The sequence below is a fragment of the Simiduia aestuariiviva genome, assembly GCF_014192475.1.
Classification (GTDB): Bacteria; Pseudomonadota; Gammaproteobacteria; order Pseudomonadales; family Cellvibrionaceae; genus Simiduia; species Simiduia aestuariiviva.
This window is the reverse complement of sequence record NZ_JACHXZ010000004.1, coordinates 417,750-436,098: the sequence shown is the minus strand read 5'-3', so window position 1 is coordinate 436,098 and position 18,349 is coordinate 417,750. Positions and strand designations below refer to the sequence as shown.

15 protein-coding genes are annotated in these 18,349 nt (G+C 52.1%); 5 read left to right on the top strand and 10 right to left on the bottom strand.

Features of this window, described 5'->3' with window-relative positions:
- Positions 1-10 precede the first annotated feature (10 nt).
- A complete protein-coding gene (gene rpmH / locus FHS30_RS14915) occupies positions 11-148 on the bottom strand; it encodes a 50S ribosomal protein L34 (protein ID WP_183911307.1) in 138 nt (45 codons plus the stop codon).
- Positions 149-781: 633 nt separating this feature from the next.
- Here rpmH and dnaA point away from each other — a divergent pair.
- From dnaA to gyrB, 4 genes are all read left to right on the top strand, one after another.
- Positions 782-2,209 (top strand): chromosomal replication initiator protein DnaA, encoded by a 1,428-nt coding sequence (gene dnaA, locus FHS30_RS14910; RefSeq protein ID WP_183911306.1) that lies wholly within the window; start codon positions 782-784, stop codon positions 2,207-2,209.
- A gap of 88 nt (positions 2,210-2,297) precedes the next feature.
- Positions 2,298-3,401, top strand: a complete 1,104-nt coding sequence (gene dnaN, locus FHS30_RS14905; RefSeq protein WP_183911305.1) for a DNA polymerase III subunit beta — start codon at positions 2,298-2,300, stop codon at positions 3,399-3,401.
- A gap of 45 nt (positions 3,402-3,446) precedes the next feature.
- Positions 3,447-4,553, top strand: a complete 1,107-nt coding sequence (gene recF, locus FHS30_RS14900; protein WP_183911304.1) for a DNA replication/repair protein RecF — start codon at positions 3,447-3,449, stop codon at positions 4,551-4,553.
- Between the two features lie 13 nt (positions 4,554-4,566).
- Positions 4,567-6,981, top strand: a complete 2,415-nt coding sequence (gene gyrB, locus FHS30_RS14895; protein ID WP_183911303.1) for a DNA topoisomerase (ATP-hydrolyzing) subunit B — start codon at positions 4,567-4,569, stop codon at positions 6,979-6,981.
- Positions 6,982-7,047: 66 nt separating this feature from the next.
- Here the strand turns inward: gyrB and FHS30_RS14890 are convergent, their stop codons facing one another.
- From FHS30_RS14890 to glyQ, 4 genes are read right to left on the bottom strand one after another with little or no spacing between them, the layout of a single operon-like run.
- Positions 7,048-7,749: a lysophospholipid acyltransferase family protein gene (locus tag FHS30_RS14890; RefSeq protein ID WP_183911302.1), complete on the bottom strand. Its 702-nt coding sequence runs from the start codon at positions 7,747-7,749 to the stop codon at positions 7,048-7,050.
- Complete coding sequence (gmhB, locus tag FHS30_RS14885; protein WP_183911301.1) at positions 7,743-8,318, bottom strand: D-glycero-beta-D-manno-heptose 1,7-bisphosphate 7-phosphatase; 576 nt, start codon at positions 8,316-8,318, stop codon at positions 7,743-7,745. Before gmhB ends, FHS30_RS14890 begins: the two co-directional genes overlap by 7 nt.
- Before the next feature lie 8 nt (positions 8,319-8,326).
- A complete protein-coding gene (glyS, locus tag FHS30_RS14880) occupies positions 8,327-10,405 on the bottom strand; it encodes a glycine--tRNA ligase subunit beta (RefSeq protein ID WP_183911300.1) in 2,079 nt (692 codons plus the stop codon).
- Positions 10,402-11,364 carry a glycine--tRNA ligase subunit alpha gene (gene glyQ / locus FHS30_RS14875; protein WP_183911299.1) on the bottom strand — a complete coding sequence of 321 codons (963 nt, stop codon included), beginning with the start codon at positions 11,362-11,364 and terminating at the stop codon, positions 10,402-10,404. The genes glyS and glyQ overlap by 4 nt, the downstream gene beginning before the upstream one ends.
- A gap of 145 nt (positions 11,365-11,509) precedes the next feature.
- Here glyQ and FHS30_RS14870 point away from each other — a divergent pair, with 145 nt between their 5' ends.
- Positions 11,510-12,436 (top strand): lysophospholipid acyltransferase family protein, encoded by a 927-nt coding sequence (locus FHS30_RS14870; protein ID WP_183911298.1) that lies wholly within the window; start codon positions 11,510-11,512, stop codon positions 12,434-12,436.
- Between the two features lies 1 nt (position 12,437).
- Here FHS30_RS14870 and FHS30_RS14865 read toward each other — a convergent pair whose 3' ends face one another.
- The 5 genes from FHS30_RS14865 to def are packed head-to-tail and all read right to left on the bottom strand — an operon-like array spanning position 12,438 to position 18,119.
- Positions 12,438-13,886 (bottom strand): TrkH family potassium uptake protein, encoded by a 1,449-nt coding sequence (locus FHS30_RS14865; protein ID WP_183911297.1) that lies wholly within the window; start codon positions 13,884-13,886, stop codon positions 12,438-12,440.
- Positions 13,887-13,907: 21 nt separating this feature from the next.
- Entirely contained in the window at positions 13,908-15,293 is a 1,386-nt protein-coding gene (trkA, locus tag FHS30_RS14860) for a Trk system potassium transporter TrkA (RefSeq protein ID WP_183911296.1), read from the bottom strand.
- Positions 15,294-15,322: 29 nt separating this feature from the next.
- The gene (gene rsmB / locus FHS30_RS14855) at positions 15,323-16,615 is read right to left on the bottom strand and encodes a 16S rRNA (cytosine(967)-C(5))-methyltransferase RsmB (protein ID WP_183911295.1); all 1,293 of its coding nucleotides are present in this window, start codon (positions 16,613-16,615) and stop codon (positions 15,323-15,325) included.
- Complete coding sequence (fmt, locus tag FHS30_RS14850) at positions 16,612-17,577, bottom strand: methionyl-tRNA formyltransferase (protein ID WP_183911294.1); 966 nt, start codon at positions 17,575-17,577, stop codon at positions 16,612-16,614. Before fmt ends, rsmB begins: the two co-directional genes overlap by 4 nt.
- 35 nt (positions 17,578-17,612) lie before the next feature.
- On the bottom strand, positions 17,613-18,119 hold the full coding sequence (gene def / locus FHS30_RS14845) for a peptide deformylase (RefSeq protein WP_183911293.1): 507 nt from the start codon (positions 18,117-18,119) through the stop codon (positions 17,613-17,615).
- Positions 18,120-18,349: the final 230 nt, after the last annotated feature.

The window sequence follows — 18,349 nt, the reverse complement described above, 5'->3', positions numbered from 1 at the left end:
GAATAGGGAATTAAGCACAAACCAGTTGCTTACGACCCTTGGCACGACGTGATGCCAGAATCTTACGACCATTCTTGGTAGCCATGCGAGCACGAAAGCCGTGTACACGAGCGCGCTTTAGATTGCTGGGCTGAAATGTTCTTTTCATGGAACTAAAACCTGCCAATTAGTGAGCTTGGGTAAATCTCGCAACCAACATCTGTATCAACAAATTGCCGGTAAGCGAAAAGAGGCGGGATTTTAATGAAAAGCGCCACCTAAAGCAACGTAAAAAGCAGGTTTTTTGCGGGGTCCAGGGGGTTTTATTCATCCAACACCACATGTAGTGGGTGGAGACGGAGTGCACACCTACTGCAGGGTTTGTCTGCATTGTATTCAGAAGATATTCACAGGTTTATCAACAGGCTCTCATGTGGTTGTTCACAGTACGCGTTTTAGGGAACTGCCTTTGCGCTCGTATTTATTTATTGTAACTAATTGATATTAAACATATTTTTAATTAATCAAAAAAAGTTTCTGCTACTTCTGTGGATAACTATGGCGTCGGATTTTCCTGCGCGGTAGAATAACGCCCTTGAAAAAGGATGGGCTTTCGCTCGTCTTCTGTGGTGGCAGGGTAACCACCGTTTCTGTTTATAGTGGCCAATATAGTCTGGGCAGCACCACTCGGAAGTGGACACTGCTTTGGCAGCGCGTGAAAGCGTCTATAAAGGGTGCCGTTGTAAACACCGCAGAATTAATATCAATTTAAAACAGTCAATTCGGTTTGGGGGATAGTGCATTGCCAGAATCTGTGTGGAACCATTGTATTTCTTGCTTGCAAAGTGAGTTGTCACCCGAGCAATTCAATACGTGGATTCGCCCATTGCAGTTGGATCAAAGTGCGACGACCAATGAGATTGCACTGCTTGCGCCGAACCAATTTATAAAATCTTGGGTAACTGACAAGTTTCTCGGCCGGATAATCGAATTAGTATCAGAGTGTGTGCAGGATCGGGATGCCCGGGTGGTATTAGGTGTGGCAGCAAATTCACTGGCGCGCCACAACCGACCGCGCACACAGCCCGTCGCGAAACCTCAGGCTGCCCCACAAATTACCCGCGAGATATTGCCGAGCCCATCACCCGCCCCCACACCCAGTGAACCGCGAGCTGATCGGGATGTTGATGTGGAAGGTGGACTTAAGCATCAGCATCGCCTTAATACTCAATTCACGTTTCAGCGTTTTGTAGAGGGTAAATCTAACCAGTTGGGTTTGGCTGCAGCGCGGCAAATTGCTGAGAATCCTGGTGGTGCTTATAACCCCCTATTTATTTATGGGGGCGTGGGGTTGGGTAAAACTCACTTAATGCACGCCGTAGGCAATGCATTGATCGAGAAAAACCCCAATGCAAAGGTCCTTTACCTGCATTCAGAGCGATTCGTGGCGGATATGGTAAAAGCCCTGCAGCTCAATGCAATCAATGACTTTAAACGCTATTACCGTTCATTGGATGCATTGCTGATCGACGATATTCAATTCTTTGCTGGCAAAGAGCGCTCTCAAGAAGAGTTTTTTCACACCTTTAATGCACTGCTAGAGGGTGGGCAGCAGATTATTTTGACCTGTGATCGCTATCCTCGAGAGATTGACGGTTTGGAAGAGCGTTTGAAATCGCGCTTTGGTTGGGGGTTAACGGTCGCTGTAGAGCCGCCGGAGCTTGAAACTCGGGTGGCGATTTTAATGAAGAAAGCCACCCAACAGAATTTGAATTTACCGCACGATGCGGCGTTTTTCATTGCGCAGCGCATCCGTTCAAACGTGCGTGAGCTTGAAGGTGCCTTGAAACGCGTGGTCGCGAATGCCAATTTTACTGGGCGTGCGATCGATGTCGAGTTGGTACGTGAATCGTTAAAAGACTTGTTGGCATTGCAGGACAAACAGGTCTCTATAGAAAATATTCAACGTGTGGTTGCCGAGTACTACAAAATTAAAGTCAGTGATTTGCACTCTAAGCGTCGCAGCCGGTCCGTTGCACGTCCGCGTCAGGTTGCCATGAGTCTCGCAAAAGAACTGACGAATCATAGCCTGCCTGAAATTGGCGAGGCCTTTGGTGGTCGCGATCACACCACCGTGCTGCACGCCTGTCGAAAGATTAAAGAGCTGCAGGAAGAGAGTGCTGATATACGCGAAGATACCAAGAATTTACACAGACTATTAACCTCTTAAAACGGGGTTAACATGCCCCGTTTTATAGCAACTTATATATAATAAGGCGAAATTCCTGCCTAATTTAGACCTATAAAAGAGACCGGTTATGAGATTTTCAGTATCCCGCGATTCACTCTTAAAACCATTGCAGCTGGTTGCTGGAGTTGTCGAGCGCCGTCAGACTCTGCCGGTTCTATCCAACGTACTGATACAACTGGACGGCGACCGACTTTCGTTAACCGGCACAGATCTTGAAGTAGAAATTGTGGGGCGGATCCAGTTAGAACAACCGGGAGAAGGCGGTGAAATCACCGTGCCAGCGCGCAAATTGGTCGATATTTGCCGTTCGTTGCCCGATACAGCCAATATCGAGTTTATCGAAGACAATCAAAAATTGGTGGTAAAGAGTGGTCGAAGCCGGTTCACCCTGTCCACTTTGCCAGCGAACGACTTTCCCAATGTGGAGGATGGCCCGTCTGATCTGCAATTTAATTGTGCACAGAAAGATATCAAGCGACTAATAGACCGCACAGCCTTTGCGATGGCTCAACAGGACGTCCGTTATTACCTCAATGGGATGTTGTGGGAGGTGACTCAGGGCCAACTGCGCGTCGTTGCGACCGATGGCCATCGCCTTGCAATGTGCACCCGCCCTATGGACATCAACACCGCTGAAAAGATTCAGGCGATCCTGCCGCGCAAAGGCGTTATCGAACTGGCCCGTTTGCTAGGCGACGGCGACGCGTCTGCGGAAATTAAGTTGGGCGGCAGTCATATCCGTGCAATCACGCCTGAATTCACCTTCACATCGAAACTGGTTGACGGCAAATTCCCAGATTACGAGCGCGTGCTACCCAAGGGTGGAAACCGCGTTGTCATTGGAGTGAGAGACGAGTTAAAACAAGCCTTTGGCCGTACAGCGATTCTTTCCAACGAAAAATACCGTGGTGTTCGCCTACAGCTGGATGCTGGGCAGTTAACAATCGTCGCAAATAACCCTGAACAGGAAGAAGCCGAAGAGACAGTGACTGTCGATTACACGGGTGAATCTATGGAAATAGGTTTTAACGTCAGCTATTTGCTTGATGTGACCACTGTTTTGGGGACAGAGAACGTAAAAATCACCCTCGCAGATTCTAATTCCAGTGCGTTGTTAGAAGAGCCTGAAAACGGTGACAGTGCATACGTCGTAATGCCGATGCGACTCTAAGGTAGTGCAGGTTATAAATAGGGCCCAGACGGGCCCTTGGTCTATATGCCCTTAGAATCCCTAAACATTCAAAACTTCCGCAACATATCTGACTGCGCGCTCGTATTGCACGCTAACGTCAACCTCTTCTTTGGCACCAACGGCGCCGGTAAAACCAGTGTATTAGAAGCTGTTAGTCTGCTTGGGCGAGGGCGTTCCTTTCGCTCCCATAAACTGAAGCCCTTAATTCAACAGGGGCAGACTGCAGTTACCGTGTTTGGAAAGTACACAGATAGCGCTCAAGGGCAGGTTCGTATTGGTGTTGAAAGGACACAGCGGGGCGCAGATCAATTCCGCGTCAATGGAAAGCCCGTGTCTTCTGCCTCTGAGCTTGCCCAGGTAATGCCACTGCAAACCATTTTTTCCGAAACCTTTGCCTTGCTTACTGGTGGTCCAGGAGAGCGAAGGCAGTTTTTGGATTGGCTGGTGTTCCACGTGGAACATCAGTTTATGCCAGCCTGGCGGCAAGTGCGTCAGGCGCTCAAACAACGGAATAGTTTGCTCCGATCTGGTAGAATAACCGCGGATTTGCTGGCGCCATGGGACGTTGAATTAAGCCGGCAAGGTGAGCTATTAGATAAGTTAAGATGCCGTGTTTTTCATGAGTTAAAGGCCGAATTACTCACCTTGTTAGCGCCAATTCCCGTCTACAAAGACTTGGAAATTGAATACCAACGGGGCTGGTCGTCTGATATAGCACTTGCGGATGCGTTGGTAGAACAGCGTACGAGGGATCTACAGTTAGGGCACACCTCTATTGGCCCACATCGGGCTGATCTCAAAATTCGCCTAGGTAAGTTGTCCGCTGAAGATGTGCTTTCACGGGGGCAGCAGAAACTTCTGGTGTGTGCGCTACGTATCAGCGCTGCCAGGGTGTTTCAGAGGGCAAGTGATCGTAAATGTGCCTTTTTGATTGATGATTTACCCTCTGAGCTCGATACAGATAATCGACGGCGACTAGGGGAATGGTTGATCGCCCTTGGTGGTCAAGTGTTTGTGACGGGCGTGGATCAGCAAGATTTAGACAGTACCTGGCAAGAATTAAGCGTTCCGCGAAAAGTGTTTCACGTGGAACATGGTCAAGTGACCGAGTGCGAACAAAATAACGTTTAGATGGAGTGACAAGATGTCGGAACAAAAGAACTACGACTCGTCCAGTATTAAGGTCCTAAAGGGCCTAGATGCAGTCCGTAAGCGCCCTGGGATGTATATTGGCGATACGGACGACGGCACAGGCCTGCATCATATGGTGTTTGAGGTCGTAGATAACTCCATCGACGAAGCATTGGCAGGGCATTGTTCTGAGATCCGGGTTGTCATACACCCCAATGAATCCATTACTGTCTCTGATAATGGTCGCGGTATTCCTACCGAAATCCATGAAGAGGGTGTTTCGGCTGCTGAAGTGATTATGACCGTGCTCCACGCAGGCGGTAAATTTGACGATAACACCTATAAGGTGTCTGGTGGCTTGCACGGTGTGGGTGTATCCGTTGTAAATGCGCTGTCGGAAGAGCTGAAGCTAACCATCCGTCGCGGCGGCAAGATCCACGAGCAGGTCTATCACCATGGCGTTCCTCAGGGCCCCTTAGAAGTCGTGGGCGATGCAGTAACCACGGGAACGCAGGTCTATTTTAAGCCGTCTTCTGGCACCTTCACGAATATTGAATTTCACTACGATTATCTGGCCAAGCGGTTGCGTGAGCTGTCATTCCTGAACTCTGGCGTGCGCATCGTGCTGAAAGATGAACGCTCTGGTAAAGAAGAGGTGTATGAATACGCCGGTGGCCTGCACGCGTTTGTCGAGTTTTTAAATACCGCCAAAACACCCATCAACAAGGTTATGCACTTCACCAACCAGCGCGATGATGGTGTAACTGTTGAGGTGGCACTGCAGTGGAACGACAGCTTCCAAGAAAACATTTACTGTTACACCAATAATATTCCTCAGCGCGATGGCGGAACCCACTTAGCGGGCTTTCGTGCGGCATTAACGCGCGGTCTAAACAGCTATATCGAACGCGAGGGCTTGGGGAAAAACACCAAAGTGGCTACCACTGGTGATGACGCCCGCGAAGGTTTGACCGCGATTATTTCTGTCAAAGTGCCCGATCCAAAGTTCTCGTCACAAACCAAAGATAAGCTGGTGTCGTCTGAGGTGAAAACCGCCGTTGAACAGGAAATGGGGCAGGCATTTAACGATTACTTACTGGAAAACCCCAGTGAGGCTAAATCTATTGTCACCAAGATGATCGACGCTGCCCGCGCCCGTGAAGCTGCCCGAAAGGCGCGAGAAATGACTCGCCGCAAAGGCGCCTTAGATATCGCAGGGCTCCCTGGAAAACTGGCAGATTGTCAGGAAAAAGACCCAGCGCTGTCAGAACTTTACCTTGTGGAGGGTGACTCAGCCGGCGGCTCTGCCAAGCAGGGGCGGGATCGCCGTACCCAAGCGATTTTGCCTCTTAAAGGTAAGATTTTGAACGTGGAAAAGGCGCGTTTCGATAAGATGCTTTCGTCTCAAGAGGTTGGGACACTGATTACCGCCCTAGGTTGCGGTATCGGCAATCAAGAGTTTAACCCCGAAAAGCTGCGTTACCATTCCATCATTATCATGACGGATGCCGACGTGGATGGTTCGCACATCCGCACCTTGCTACTTACCTTTTTCTTCCGCCAGATGCGCGAACTGGTGGAGCGTGGCCATATCTTTATTGCGCAACCGCCGCTGTACAAAATTGCCCGTGGTAAACAGGAGCAATACCTCAAAGACGACGAGGCCTTAACCAGCTATTTGACCCAGGCAGCTATGGAAAACAGCAGCCTGCACGTCAATGCGGATGCCCCGGGAATCAGTGGTGAGGGCTTGGCAAGTTTGGTTGATCAGTACCGCAGCGTCATGCGCACCATAGACCGTCTCGCCCGTGTCTACCCCACCGAGGTGCTAGAAAGCTTGATCTATCTGCCGGAGCTGACCGTTGAAGCGCTTAAGGATAAGGCTCAAGTGACAGCTTGGTGCGAGCTCCTGGGCGCGTCATTGGACAAAAAGGTTACGGGTACCCACCGTTACCTAGTCACCGCTAATGAAAACTTAGAACGCCACATATTTGAACCAAAAATTGAAATCATCGCCCACGGTGTGCCGTCGGACTACGACATCGCACTGGACTTCTTCAGTTCAAAGGAATACCAAGCCATTGTTGCCCTTGGCGCCAAGTTAAACGGTTTATTGGAAGAGGGCGCCTATATCAAACGGGGCGAACGCACCTTCCAAACCACGAGCTTCAAGTCAGCCTTGGATTGGCTGATGACAGAATCGCGCAAGGGCTACAACATTCAGCGCTACAAAGGTTTGGGTGAAATGAATCCCGAGCAGTTATGGGAAACCACCATGGATCCAGAGGGCCGCCGGATGTTAAAGGTGACCATCGAAGATGCCATCGCGGCGGATCAAATATTCACTTGTCTCATGGGTGATCAAGTTGAACCACGCCGTGAATTCATTGAATCCAATGCTTTGCAGGTTGCCAACTTGGACGTTTAATCGGCCCTAATACAACCCCAAAAAAAAGCCGGCTAAAAGCCGGCTTTTTTGTTTTAAATCAATAACTTACTCGCCTAATTGTGCAGCGATCCAAGCGCGCGCTTCCTCGGTTACGGCCTTACTGTTCTTATTTGCCGTGGTAATGGCAGGGCCCACGGTCAAAGTGACCTTTCCAGGCCGTTTAATCCACTGATGCGCCGGCCAACAAATTCCCGCGTTGTGAGCCACCGGAATGACGTCGTATTCGCCTGCGCAGGCAATGTCTGCACCGGAACGCGCAAATGTCCCCAGCTTACCGGGTACCTTGCGGGTGCCCTCTGGGAAAATGAGTACATGATTACCCGACGCCAGCCGATCGACCCCATCTTTCTTAACCGCACGGAGGGCTTCGCGCGGGTTTTTTCGATCTATAGCGATGGGTTCCATCGCCCGTAAACACCAACCGAAAAATGGAATATTGAGCAATTCCTTTTTAAGCACTGTGGACGCAGGCTGAAAAAGATACTGCAAAACCAAGGTTTCCCAAGCTGATTGGTGGTTCGCAAGGATCACACTTGGCTGCTTGGGAAGGTGCTCAAGCCCTTTGAGCTCGTACTGGACGCCACAGGTCACGGTTAGCCACCAGACCACAAAGCGATTCCAAGAGGTAACAAAGCGCGAACGGCAACGAAAACTGGTGACAGGCCAAAGGGCAAGTCCGATGAGCCCAAAAAGAGGCAAAGAGGCCCAATAACCAAAATAAAACAGAAGATTGCGGATGACTAACATGATTGACCGTAGGTTGCTTTAATATGGGGCACTGCTGCTAACAGGGAATCGAACACTGGGGTGTCACTCAACAGACTGTGCGCGCTTAGTTGGCTCTCTGTGGTGCGTCCTTTGCCCGTGCGCACCAGAATTGGCGCACAACCTTTACTGATGCCCGCTTCAAGATCTCGTAGACTGTCCCCTACCAGCGGCACACCCTCCGCACAGGTATCAAATTCCGCTTCAATAGCATCGATCAGCCCGGACTTGGGTTTGCGACAATTGCAGCCATCGTCCGGCCCGTGCGGGCAATAGAAAACGGCGGCTACGGAGCCACCTTGTGCCTCCACCAATCCGGCCATTTTGGCGTGCATTGCCTCGAGATCGTCTAAATCAAACAGCTCTCGGGCTAGACCCGATTGATTGGTAGCGATCACCACTGTGTGACCAGTTCGGCTCAATTCGGCTATGGCCTCAATACTTCCCGGTAGGGGTTGCCACTCGTCCACATTCTTGACGAAGGCGTCGGAGTCTTCGTTGATTACCCCATCGCGATCGAGGATGACTAACTTTAATCCTGTGTCTGTCATAACTCGCCTTAGGCTTTTGCGCGCACTAAAAGGGAAATATCGGCTACATCCAAAAACAATGCGCGCAGCTCTGCGAGCAACGCTAACCGGTTGTTTCGCACGGCGATGTCATCCGCCATTACCATTACTTGATCAAAAAACGTATCAACCGTTGATTGCATACCGGCAAGGCTCGATAGAACCTCGGTGTAGTGGCTATTGGCAAACAGCGGGGCAATGGTTGATTTTTGTTGCGTAATGGCCTCTGCCAAAGCGCGCTCTGCGTCGTCTTTAAGCAGTGCGGTATTGACGCCTTGGCTGGGCTGCTGATCCAGTTTTGCAAGAATATTGGCCACGCGTTTGTTTGCAGCGGCCAGCGCGTCTGCTTCAGGGAGCTGTGCAAAAGCTTGCACCGCTTTGACGCGATTATCGATATCCAATGGCTGACTTAAATCTTTTGCACTCACAGCCATAAATATTTCTGGCGCTATTTGAGCATCTTCATACCAGGCGCGGAATCGATCAAGCATGTACTGCAACACGGTGTCTGTGAGACCGTCGGCGGCTGGCAGCGCTGCATGTTGAGCAATGGCCGCCTCGAGCAGCTCCCGCAAATCCAGTGGTAGTTGTTTCTCAACCAATAAGCGCAATACGCCTAGACTTGCTCGGCGCAGTGCAAAGGGATCCTTTGAACCCGTTGGTTGTTGTCCAATGCCGAAAATGCCGACCAAGGTGTCTAGCCGATCCGCCAAGGCTAACAATGTACCCGTTTGAGTTTGTGGCAATTGGTCACCGGCGAAGCGCGGCAGGTACTGTTCGTTGAGTGCCTGCGCCACTTCATTGTCTTCGCCATCGTTGAGCGCGTAATAGTAGCCTGCGATGCCCTGCATGGTGTCGAATTCGCCCACCATGTTGGTAACTAGATCACTCTTACATAAAATCCCGGCCCGCTCTGCTTTTTCGGCATTACCATTAACTCGCTCAGCAATCGATTTAGCAAGTTTGGCTACGCGTTCTGTTTTATCGAAAATCGTGCCGAGCTTAGCCTGAAAAACAATATTTTTTAGGCGCTCTCGCTGGGATTCCAGGCTGACTTTTTTATCGGTTTCAAAAAAGAACGCGGCATCCGACAAGCGTGGGCGTATAACGCGCTCATTGCCATCGATAACCTGTGCAGGATCTTTTGATTCCAAATTGGCGACGGTGATGAAGTACGGCAACAGCGCGCCGTTAGTATCTGTCAGGTGGAAATATTTTTGGTGCTCGCCCATTGAGGAGATTAACGCTTCCGCCGGTACAGCTAAAAACCGGGATTCAAACTTACCTGCGAGCGCCACTGGCCACTCCACCAGCGCGGTGACTTCATCCAATAGTGAGGGCGCCATTTGTGCGATGCCACCCAACTGGTTCGCACAGGCTTCCACTTGGCTGACTATTCGCTGCTGACGCGCATCGTAATCGGCTAGCACATAGGCTGCTTCTAAAGCAGCAGCGTAGTTGTCTGCCGTGGCGATGGGCACCGCTTCATTGCAATGGAATCTATGCCCACGGCTATTGCGGCCGGATTGCAGGCCCATTACCTGGCCATCAACAATTTGATCGCCGTGCAACATTACCAACCAATGCACGGGCCGCACAAACTCAACGCGCTTTGCACCCCAGCGCATGCGTTTTGGAATCGGCAGTTCAGCCAGTGCTTGCTCCACTATCGGGGCCAACAGCGCAGCGACTGCGTCGCCACCTTGCTTAATCTGCACGAAGACCTTATCGATCTTGCCGTCGTTCGCAACGCTCAATGCATTAATATCAACGCCATTTTTTTGGGCGAAGGCAATGCCCGCCTTGGTAGGTTCGCCATCTTTATCAAAGGCGATGTGTGCCGGTGGCCCCCACATTTCTACTTCGTTGAGCGGTGTGGCGCTGGGCACCTTGGCAATGGAAACCGCGAGTCGACGGGGCGCCGCAAAAGATGTTACTGCGCCTACGTCTAAACCCTGTGCCGTTAAACTGTTAACGATGCTCTGACTGAATGCCTGTGACAGCGACTTGAGTGCCTTGGGTGGTAACTCTTCAGTACCGACTTCTATTAAAAGGGTGTGCTGGCTCATTTTGAATCTCCCTTGGCGGCTAAGACTTCATCGCGCAGGGCGGGGTCGGCCAGTGGAAAGCCCAGTGCTTTTCGGGCGTCAAAATAGGCTTGTGCTACGGCGCGTGCCAAGGTGCGCACTCGCAAAATAAAACGCTGGCGCTCAGTTACGGATATGGCGTGGCGAGCGTCGAGCAGGTTAAACGCGTGTGAGGCTTTCATCACCATTTCATAGGCGGGCAAAGGCAGGCCTTGTTCGATGAGGTGCTGACTCTCACGCTCATAGGTATCGAAGCTTCGAAACATAAACTCCACATTGGCCTGTTCGAAATTGTAATGTGACATTTCCACTTCATTTTGGTGAAAAACATCGCCGTAGGTGACCTTCTTGCCGTCGGGCCCAATGGTCCACACGAGATCGTAGATAGAATCAACGCCCTGTAGGTACATGGCGATGCGCTCGATGCCGTAGGTGATCTCACCTGTCACGGGGTAGCACTCCAAACCGCCAACCTGTTGGAAGTAGGTGAACTGGGTAACTTCCATACCGTTCAACCACACTTCCCAACCCAGGCCCCAGGCACCCAAAGTAGGTGACTCCCAGTTGTCTTCTACAAAGCGAATGTCATGCACGAGCGTGTCGAGGCCCAAATGCTTGAGTGAACCGAGATACAGCTCTTGGATATTTTCAGGTGATGGCTTCATCACCACCTGGAATTGGTAGTAGTGCTGCAGGCGATTCGGGTTTTCGCCGTAGCGGCCGTCAGTGGGGCGGCGACAAGGTTGCACGTAGGCGCTGTTCCAAGTTTCTGGGCCGATTGCGCGCAAAAAAGTGGCGGGGTGAAAGGTACCTGCGCCCACTTCCATATCGAGTGGTTGAAGTATCACACAGCCTTGTTCGGCCCAATATTGTTGCAGGGCTAATATCAGGCCCTGAAAGGTGCTCACATCGGGTGTGGCACCCGCCTTGGAATCAGACACTTTGCCTCCGGGCAATCTCGGTCAATTTAGGGAAAGGTGCGAATTATAGCGGGGCCGGTGCACCGGTGTAAGTGCAGACTTTGGCCGTGGCGCCGTTTTTGCGGTAATCTCGCGCCCCTGAGAGTCAATAACTGGCCTACCAACCATGTCATCGAGCCCGACCCCGAAGCCGCTGCCCCTTACCAGCCGTTTAATTCACGGATTTTTGTGTTTACTAGCGTTGCTACCGACGACAGTCTCTTGGTGGTTAGCCTGTGGCATTGCCGGTGCCATGGGCAGGTTAGGCACCCGCGGGGCGAAAGTTACCCGGGAAAATATTTCACTCTGCTACCCCAATTTAACCCAGTCAGAACAATCTGAGCTGGCCACCGCTAGCTTGCGGCATACGGTATATCTGTTATTTGAATCGAGCCGTATCTGGACTTGGCCGTGGCGTCGATTGGCGACGCAACTTACCGTGGCACCAGAGGTAGAGGCTCGGTTAAAAGCTGCCCTCGCCGAGGGCAAGGGTGTGATTATTTTGGCCCCCCACATTGGCAATTGGGAACTTTTGGGGCGTTACCTGCAACAGATTGACGATCTAAAAGTACTGTATCAACCGAGCCCTTCGCCGGCGTTTGATCAATTGATTTTGCATTACCGCCAAGTGGATGGCACCGAGGTTTTGCCAACGAATCGCAAAGGGGTAATGGGGTTGTTTAAATGGCTAAAGCGCGGCGGTCTCACGGGGATCTTGCCGGACCAAGTGCCAGAGCGAGACAGTGGCGCGGCTTTTGCGCCGTTTTTTGGCGTCGAAGCCATGACCATGACACTGATTTACAATTTGATTCAACGCAATGGCTGCAAGGTGCTCAGCGGTGCCTGCCTGCGTACCGAGGCGGGTTTTAAGCTTGTTCTGGATGAACCGGACGCCGCAATTTACAGCGATGATGAGCGCACATCTCTATGTGGGTTGAATGCCAGCGTGGAGCAGCTGGTGCAGCAGGCACCCGAACAATACCAATGGGAATACAAACGTTTTCGCCGTGTACTGCCGGGCCAACCGCGCCGCTACGATTTTACCAAAGGCTAGATTACCGGCGCCAAAACATGGGCGTGAATAACACCAATAGCGTGAATACCTCGAGCCGTCCGAGCAGCATGGCAAAACATAGAATCCATTTTGCGGGATCATTGATATTGCCATAGTGAGCAGCAACATCGCCCATGCCGGGGCCGAGGTTATTGATACTCGCGCCCACCGCGGAAAAGCTGGTTACAAAATCCAAACCGGTGGCGAGCAGCAAAAGAAACATCACCATAAAGCTAATGATATAGACCGCAAAAAAGCCCCACACCGCTTCTACAACGCGATCGGGCACCGATTTTTTACCCACCTTAATAGGAATGATGGCGCTTGGGTGAATTAACCGTTTAATTTCACGATAGCCTTGCTTGCAAATCAGCATGACCCGCATGACTTTCATACCGCCCGCCGTAGAGCCGCCACAACCGCCCATGAAGGCAAACAAAAAAAGCATGAAGGGTAGGAATGTTGGCCAAGCGCTGAAGTCCGCTGTACCGAATCCCGTGGTGGTTAACACAGAGACAAATTCAAAACTGCCGTGCATTAAGCTATCAAAAAAGCCATAGGTGCCCGTGAAATAAAGATAGGTAATAGTGATTAACGCACCCACTAAAATCCATGCGCTGTAAAAGCGACACTCAGGGTCCTTGAGGTATTGTCTAATGCTGTGTTCACGCCAACCGAAGAAGTGCAGCGCAAAATTAATGCCTGAGAAGAACATAAAAAATGTGCAGATGGCCATTATAACTGGGCTATTAAAAAAGCCGATGCTCGCATCGTGGGTTGAAAACCCGCCGATGGCCACCGTAGAAAAGGCGTGGCAAATTGCATCGAATCCCGACATCCCGCCGAGCCAATAGGCCAGCGCGCACAGAAGTGTCAGTGCGACATACATGAAAAAAAGCGCTTTCGCTGTTTCGGTGATCCGAGGTGTTAATTTGCTGTCTTTTACGGGGCCGGGGGTTTCTGCCCGGTACAGCTGCATGCCGCCAATTCCCAGCATCGGTAGTATCGCAACCGCGATAACGATGATCCCGATACCGCCTAACCATTGCAATTGCTGGCGATAATACAAAATGGATTTTGGTAAAAAATCGAGACCGGTAAAGACCGTCGCACCGGTGGTGGTAAGGCCAGATATAGATTCAAACAATGCATCCGTAAAAGAGGCATCCAATTCAGCACTGATATAAAAGGGTAGGGAACCAAAGAGCCCCAACACTGACCAAAACAGTGCGGTGATTAAAAACCCGTCGCGCGTTTGCAGGTCGTGGCGGGCGCGATGAACGGGCAGCCAGATACCGAGGCCGGTGGCAAAGGTAATCGCGAAGGCAATTAAAAACGCGTGATGATGATCGTCGTTGAGCCACAGCGACAGCGCAAACGGCGGCAAGAGGGTAAGGCTGAAAATCATCAGCAGTACGCCCAACACCCTAAAGATAACTGAAAAATGCATAACAGCGGCCGCTAAAATCCCTTAGAAAAAAGAAAACCCAACTTGGAACAAGCGCTCGACATCTTTGGTATATTTTTTATTCACCAAAAATACGATGACGTGATCTCCGGTTTTTACCACCACATCGTCATGGGCAATGATAACTTCGCTACCGGTATCGTGCTCGCGGACAATGGCACCGATACTGGCTCCCTCGGGTAGGTCGATATCTTCTATGGCGCGTCCCACGACACGCGAGGTTTTACTGTCGCCGTGGGCAATGACTTCAATGGCCTCTGCCGCACCGCGGCGCAGCGAGTGAACATTGACCATATCGCCGCGGCGCACATGGGTAAGCAGGCTGCCAATGGTGGTGGTTTGCGGGCTGATGGCAATATCGATCTCACCCCCTTGCACTAAATCCACATAGGCTGCGTTATTGATCAAGGTCATCACTTTGCGCGCACCTAAGCGCTTGGCGAGCATGGAAGACATGATGTTGGCTTCATCGTCATTGGTTAACGCCAAAAATACATCCGTATCTTCGATATTCTCCTCGAGTAGCAAATCTTGGTCTGACGCGCTGCCCAGCAACACGATGGTATCCTCGAGTTCTTCAGACAAACTGTTGCAGCGCGCTTCATTAAACTCGATGATCTTTACCGAGTAGCGCTTTTCCAGTTGCGCCGCCAAGCGCGAACCGATGTTGCCCCCGCCAGCAATGATAATGCGCTTGTAAGAACTCTCCAGACGCCGAAGCTCGCTCATTACTGCGCGAATGTCTGCTTTGGCGGCGATAAAAAAGACTTCGTCATCCGCTTCAATGACGCTTGAGCCCTCAGGCATCATGGCTTTGCCGCGCCGATAAATAGCGGCGACGCGCGTGTCCACGGACGGCATATGTTGGCGCAAATAGCGGAGTTCTTGGCCCACTAACGGCCCGCCGTAATAGGCGCGCACGGCGACCAATTGCACGCGTCCCTCTGCAAAATCCAATACTTGCAGAGCGCCGGGGTGTTCAATTAGGCGATAGATGTAATCGGATACCAAGCGCTCAGGGCTGATGAGTACGTCGATAGGTATCACATCATTGGAAAATAAATTGCCTTGCGACAAGTAGGCTTGAGAACGCACGCGCGCGATTTTAGTGGGCGTACGAAATAAACTGTGAGCCACCTGACAGGCCACCATATTGATTTCATCGTTACTGGTGACAGCTACCAGCATGTCGGCGTCTTCAATGCCGGCGCTGATGAGGACGTTAGGGTGGCTGGCACTGCCGGTGACTACGCCGATGTCAATGCGATCGCGCAGGTCCTCGAGCAGCGCTGAATTGGTATCCACTACTGTAATGTCGTTCGATTCGCTGGCTAAATTGACCGCGAGGGTGCCACCCACCTGTCCTGCACCAAGAATAATAATTTTCATGGTCGACCGAGATCCTTATGCCGTTAGCGTTAGGGCAATTTCTGAACCAGACAATAGTAGAAGCCGTCGCTGTTGTGTTGCCCAGGCAACAGTTGCCGACCGGCGGCTTGTGCAACTCCCCACCGGTCGGGTAGTGGCACTTCCTGAGCGTTCTCGTTATTTGCTAAAAAGTGTTCCATCACCAGCGTGTTTTCCTGCGGCATGACCGAGCAGGTCGCGTATAGCAGGTGGCCACCGGGCGCTAACAGCGGCCACAGGGCCGTCAAAATGCGCTGTTGCAGCGCCGCCAGCTTATCAATATCGGCGGGCTTGCGCAGTAGCTTGATGTCGGGGTGCCGGCGAATCACACCGGTGGCGGAACAGGGCGCGTCGAGCAAGATTGCATCAAAGGGAACTTGATCCCACCAGCTGCTGGGCTCGGCGGCGTCGCCCACCAATAGTTGTGCGGTCTGCTGGCAGCGGTCGAGGTTTTCTTGCACGCGTGACAGTCGATCGGCATCTGCGTCTACACCCACCAGCGCGATGCCCGGGTTTTGTTGCAGTAGGTGCACGCTTTTACCGCCCGGCGCGCAACAGCTGTCGAGCACTCGCCCACCAGTGGGTATGGGCAGTAATTCAGCTGCCAGTTGGGCGGCTTCATCCTGTACGCTCACCTGCCCCGTGGCAAAGCAAGGCAATTGCGTGACGTCGCACGCAGTGTCGAGAATAACGCTTTGGTTCGCCAATGCACCTGAGCTAGACGCAATGCCAGCGCTCGCCAGTGTGGCTAGATAGCTATCGCGATCTAGCTCAGCGGCACAGCGCAGTGCGAGTGGCGGGTGTTGGTTATTGGCGACTTCGATGTCGGCCACCTGCGCCGGCCAGTGTTGGCTCAATGCCTTGTGGATCCAGCGCGGGTGGCTGTGTTGTACGCCGGGCAACTTGTCGGCATCTGCCATTAACTTGGCGCGATTGCGCTGGAAATTACGTAAAACCCCGTTGACGACCTTGGTTGCCCAGTCCTTTTTCAGTGCTCTGCAGGCCTCGACCGTATTGGCTAGCGCGGCGTGGTCGGGTACGCGCATCTGCTCCAATTGGTAGATGCCTAGGATCAACAGCGCGAGCAAGTCGGTATCTTTGGGTTTAAAAGATTTGCTCAGCAGTTGCTGCACCACCGGATTGTAGCGATGAAACCAGCGACAGCCGCCGTAACAGAGTTCAGATACCAGGCCTCGATCGCGCTCTGGTGTGCGCGCCAATGTGCGCGGCAAGACGGTCGCCAGTGATTGGCCGTCGTTTAGGACTTGCGCTAGCGCTTGTGCCGCGAGAGCTCGGCTGTTCATTCAGCGTCGCCAAGTATCGAGCCGAGCGCGAACTGGGCGCGATAGCCCGCCAAGCAATCAACCACAGCCATGGCTTTTTTGCCGGGCAACTGCAGGTGAGTCACCTCCAACTGGCCCTCTCCACAGGCAATGCGCAGCGTAGTTTGGCTGCCGCTTCCCACAATTTCAGTGAGCGTGCCGGCGGCAGCGCCGCTGGATTCGCGCACCGCTACTGCCGACCAGATGCGCAATCGCGCTTCGCCTATTGTGGTAAATGCAACGGGGAAGGGATTAAACGCACGCACGCGGCGGGCGATAACGTCTGCGGGAAGTCGCCAATCAATGCGCGCTTCTTCTTTTGTGAGTTTGTGCGCGTAGGTGGCCAGGCTGTCGTCTTGGGCAACGGCCGTTGCCCGATTCTCGGCCAGTAGGTCTACGGCTTCAATGAGCGCAGGGCGCCCCAGTGTGATGAGTTTGTCGTGCAGACTGGCCGATGTTTCCTGAGCATCGATGGCGCAGCGGCTGACAGTGAGCATGGCACCGGTGTCTAATCCCGCATCCATTTGCATAATTGTGACACCGGTTTCAGTGTCGCCCGCTTCAATACAGCGCTGAATTGGCGCTGCACCACGCCAGCGCGGCAATAAAGACGCGTGCACATTGATGCAACCTAAGCGGGGCATATCCAGCACCGCTTGAGGCAATAGCAGCCCATAGGCAACCACTACCATGAGGTCGGCATCATACTGGCGTACCAGCGACTGGTCCTCTGCACTGCGCAGGCGCTCAGGCTGGTGCACGGGAATGTGGTTGGATTGGGCTAATTCTTTGACAGGGCTGGCCTGCAATTTTTTGCCCCTGCCAGCGGGTCGGTCGGGTTGGGTGAAGACCGCCACCACCTGGTGGTGGGATTCCAACAAAGCGGCCAAATGTTCGGCCGCGAAATCCGGGGTACCGGCGAAAATAATGCGCAGGGCACTCATGCGGAGCTCTCAATCAGGCGAAGAAGGTGCGGGCCTCAGGCCCGCATGCGGTGCTGCTTTTCCAACTTTTTGCGGATGCGGTCGCGCTTGAGGTTGGAAATATGATCGACAAATAGCTTGCCATTAAGGTGATCCAACTCGTGTTGAATGCAGGTGGCCAAAAGGCCATTTGGCTTCATTTCAAAGCTTTTTCCGTCACGATCGAGTGCTGTTACCCGAATATGTGCGGGTCTTTCTACGGTTTCGTAGAACCCAGGCACCGATAAGCAACCTTCATCGTAGGCTTCTTTCTCAGCATCGAGCACGTCGATTTCAGGGTTGATGAACACCAGTGGTTCGCTTTGATCTTCGCTGATATCGATCACCACAATGCGTTGGTGAACGTTCACCTGCGTGGCCGCCAAGCCAATGCCGGGGCAGGCGTACATGGTCTCAAACATGTCATCGATAAGCTTGCGGGTGGCGTCGGTAACCTCAGTTACAGGCTCGGCCAGAGTGCGCAAGCGCGGATCAGGAAATTCTAATATCTCGAGTTTAGCCATAAACGGTGTGACAAACTTCTAGTAAAAAGGCAACAGTCGCTGCTAACATTATGATCAGACAGCATTTAAGCCGAAATTAAACCACCCTGCACGCAGTTGGCAGAGGCAAAATGCAAAGCCGTTGTAGTCTTATTCCAACGGTGGCACATTGTCTCCCAGACAGTGGCGGAATGACAGTCGCAGGGCAACCGGTTTTGTTGCGCTATTATAACGTCTAAATTCTCCTATGA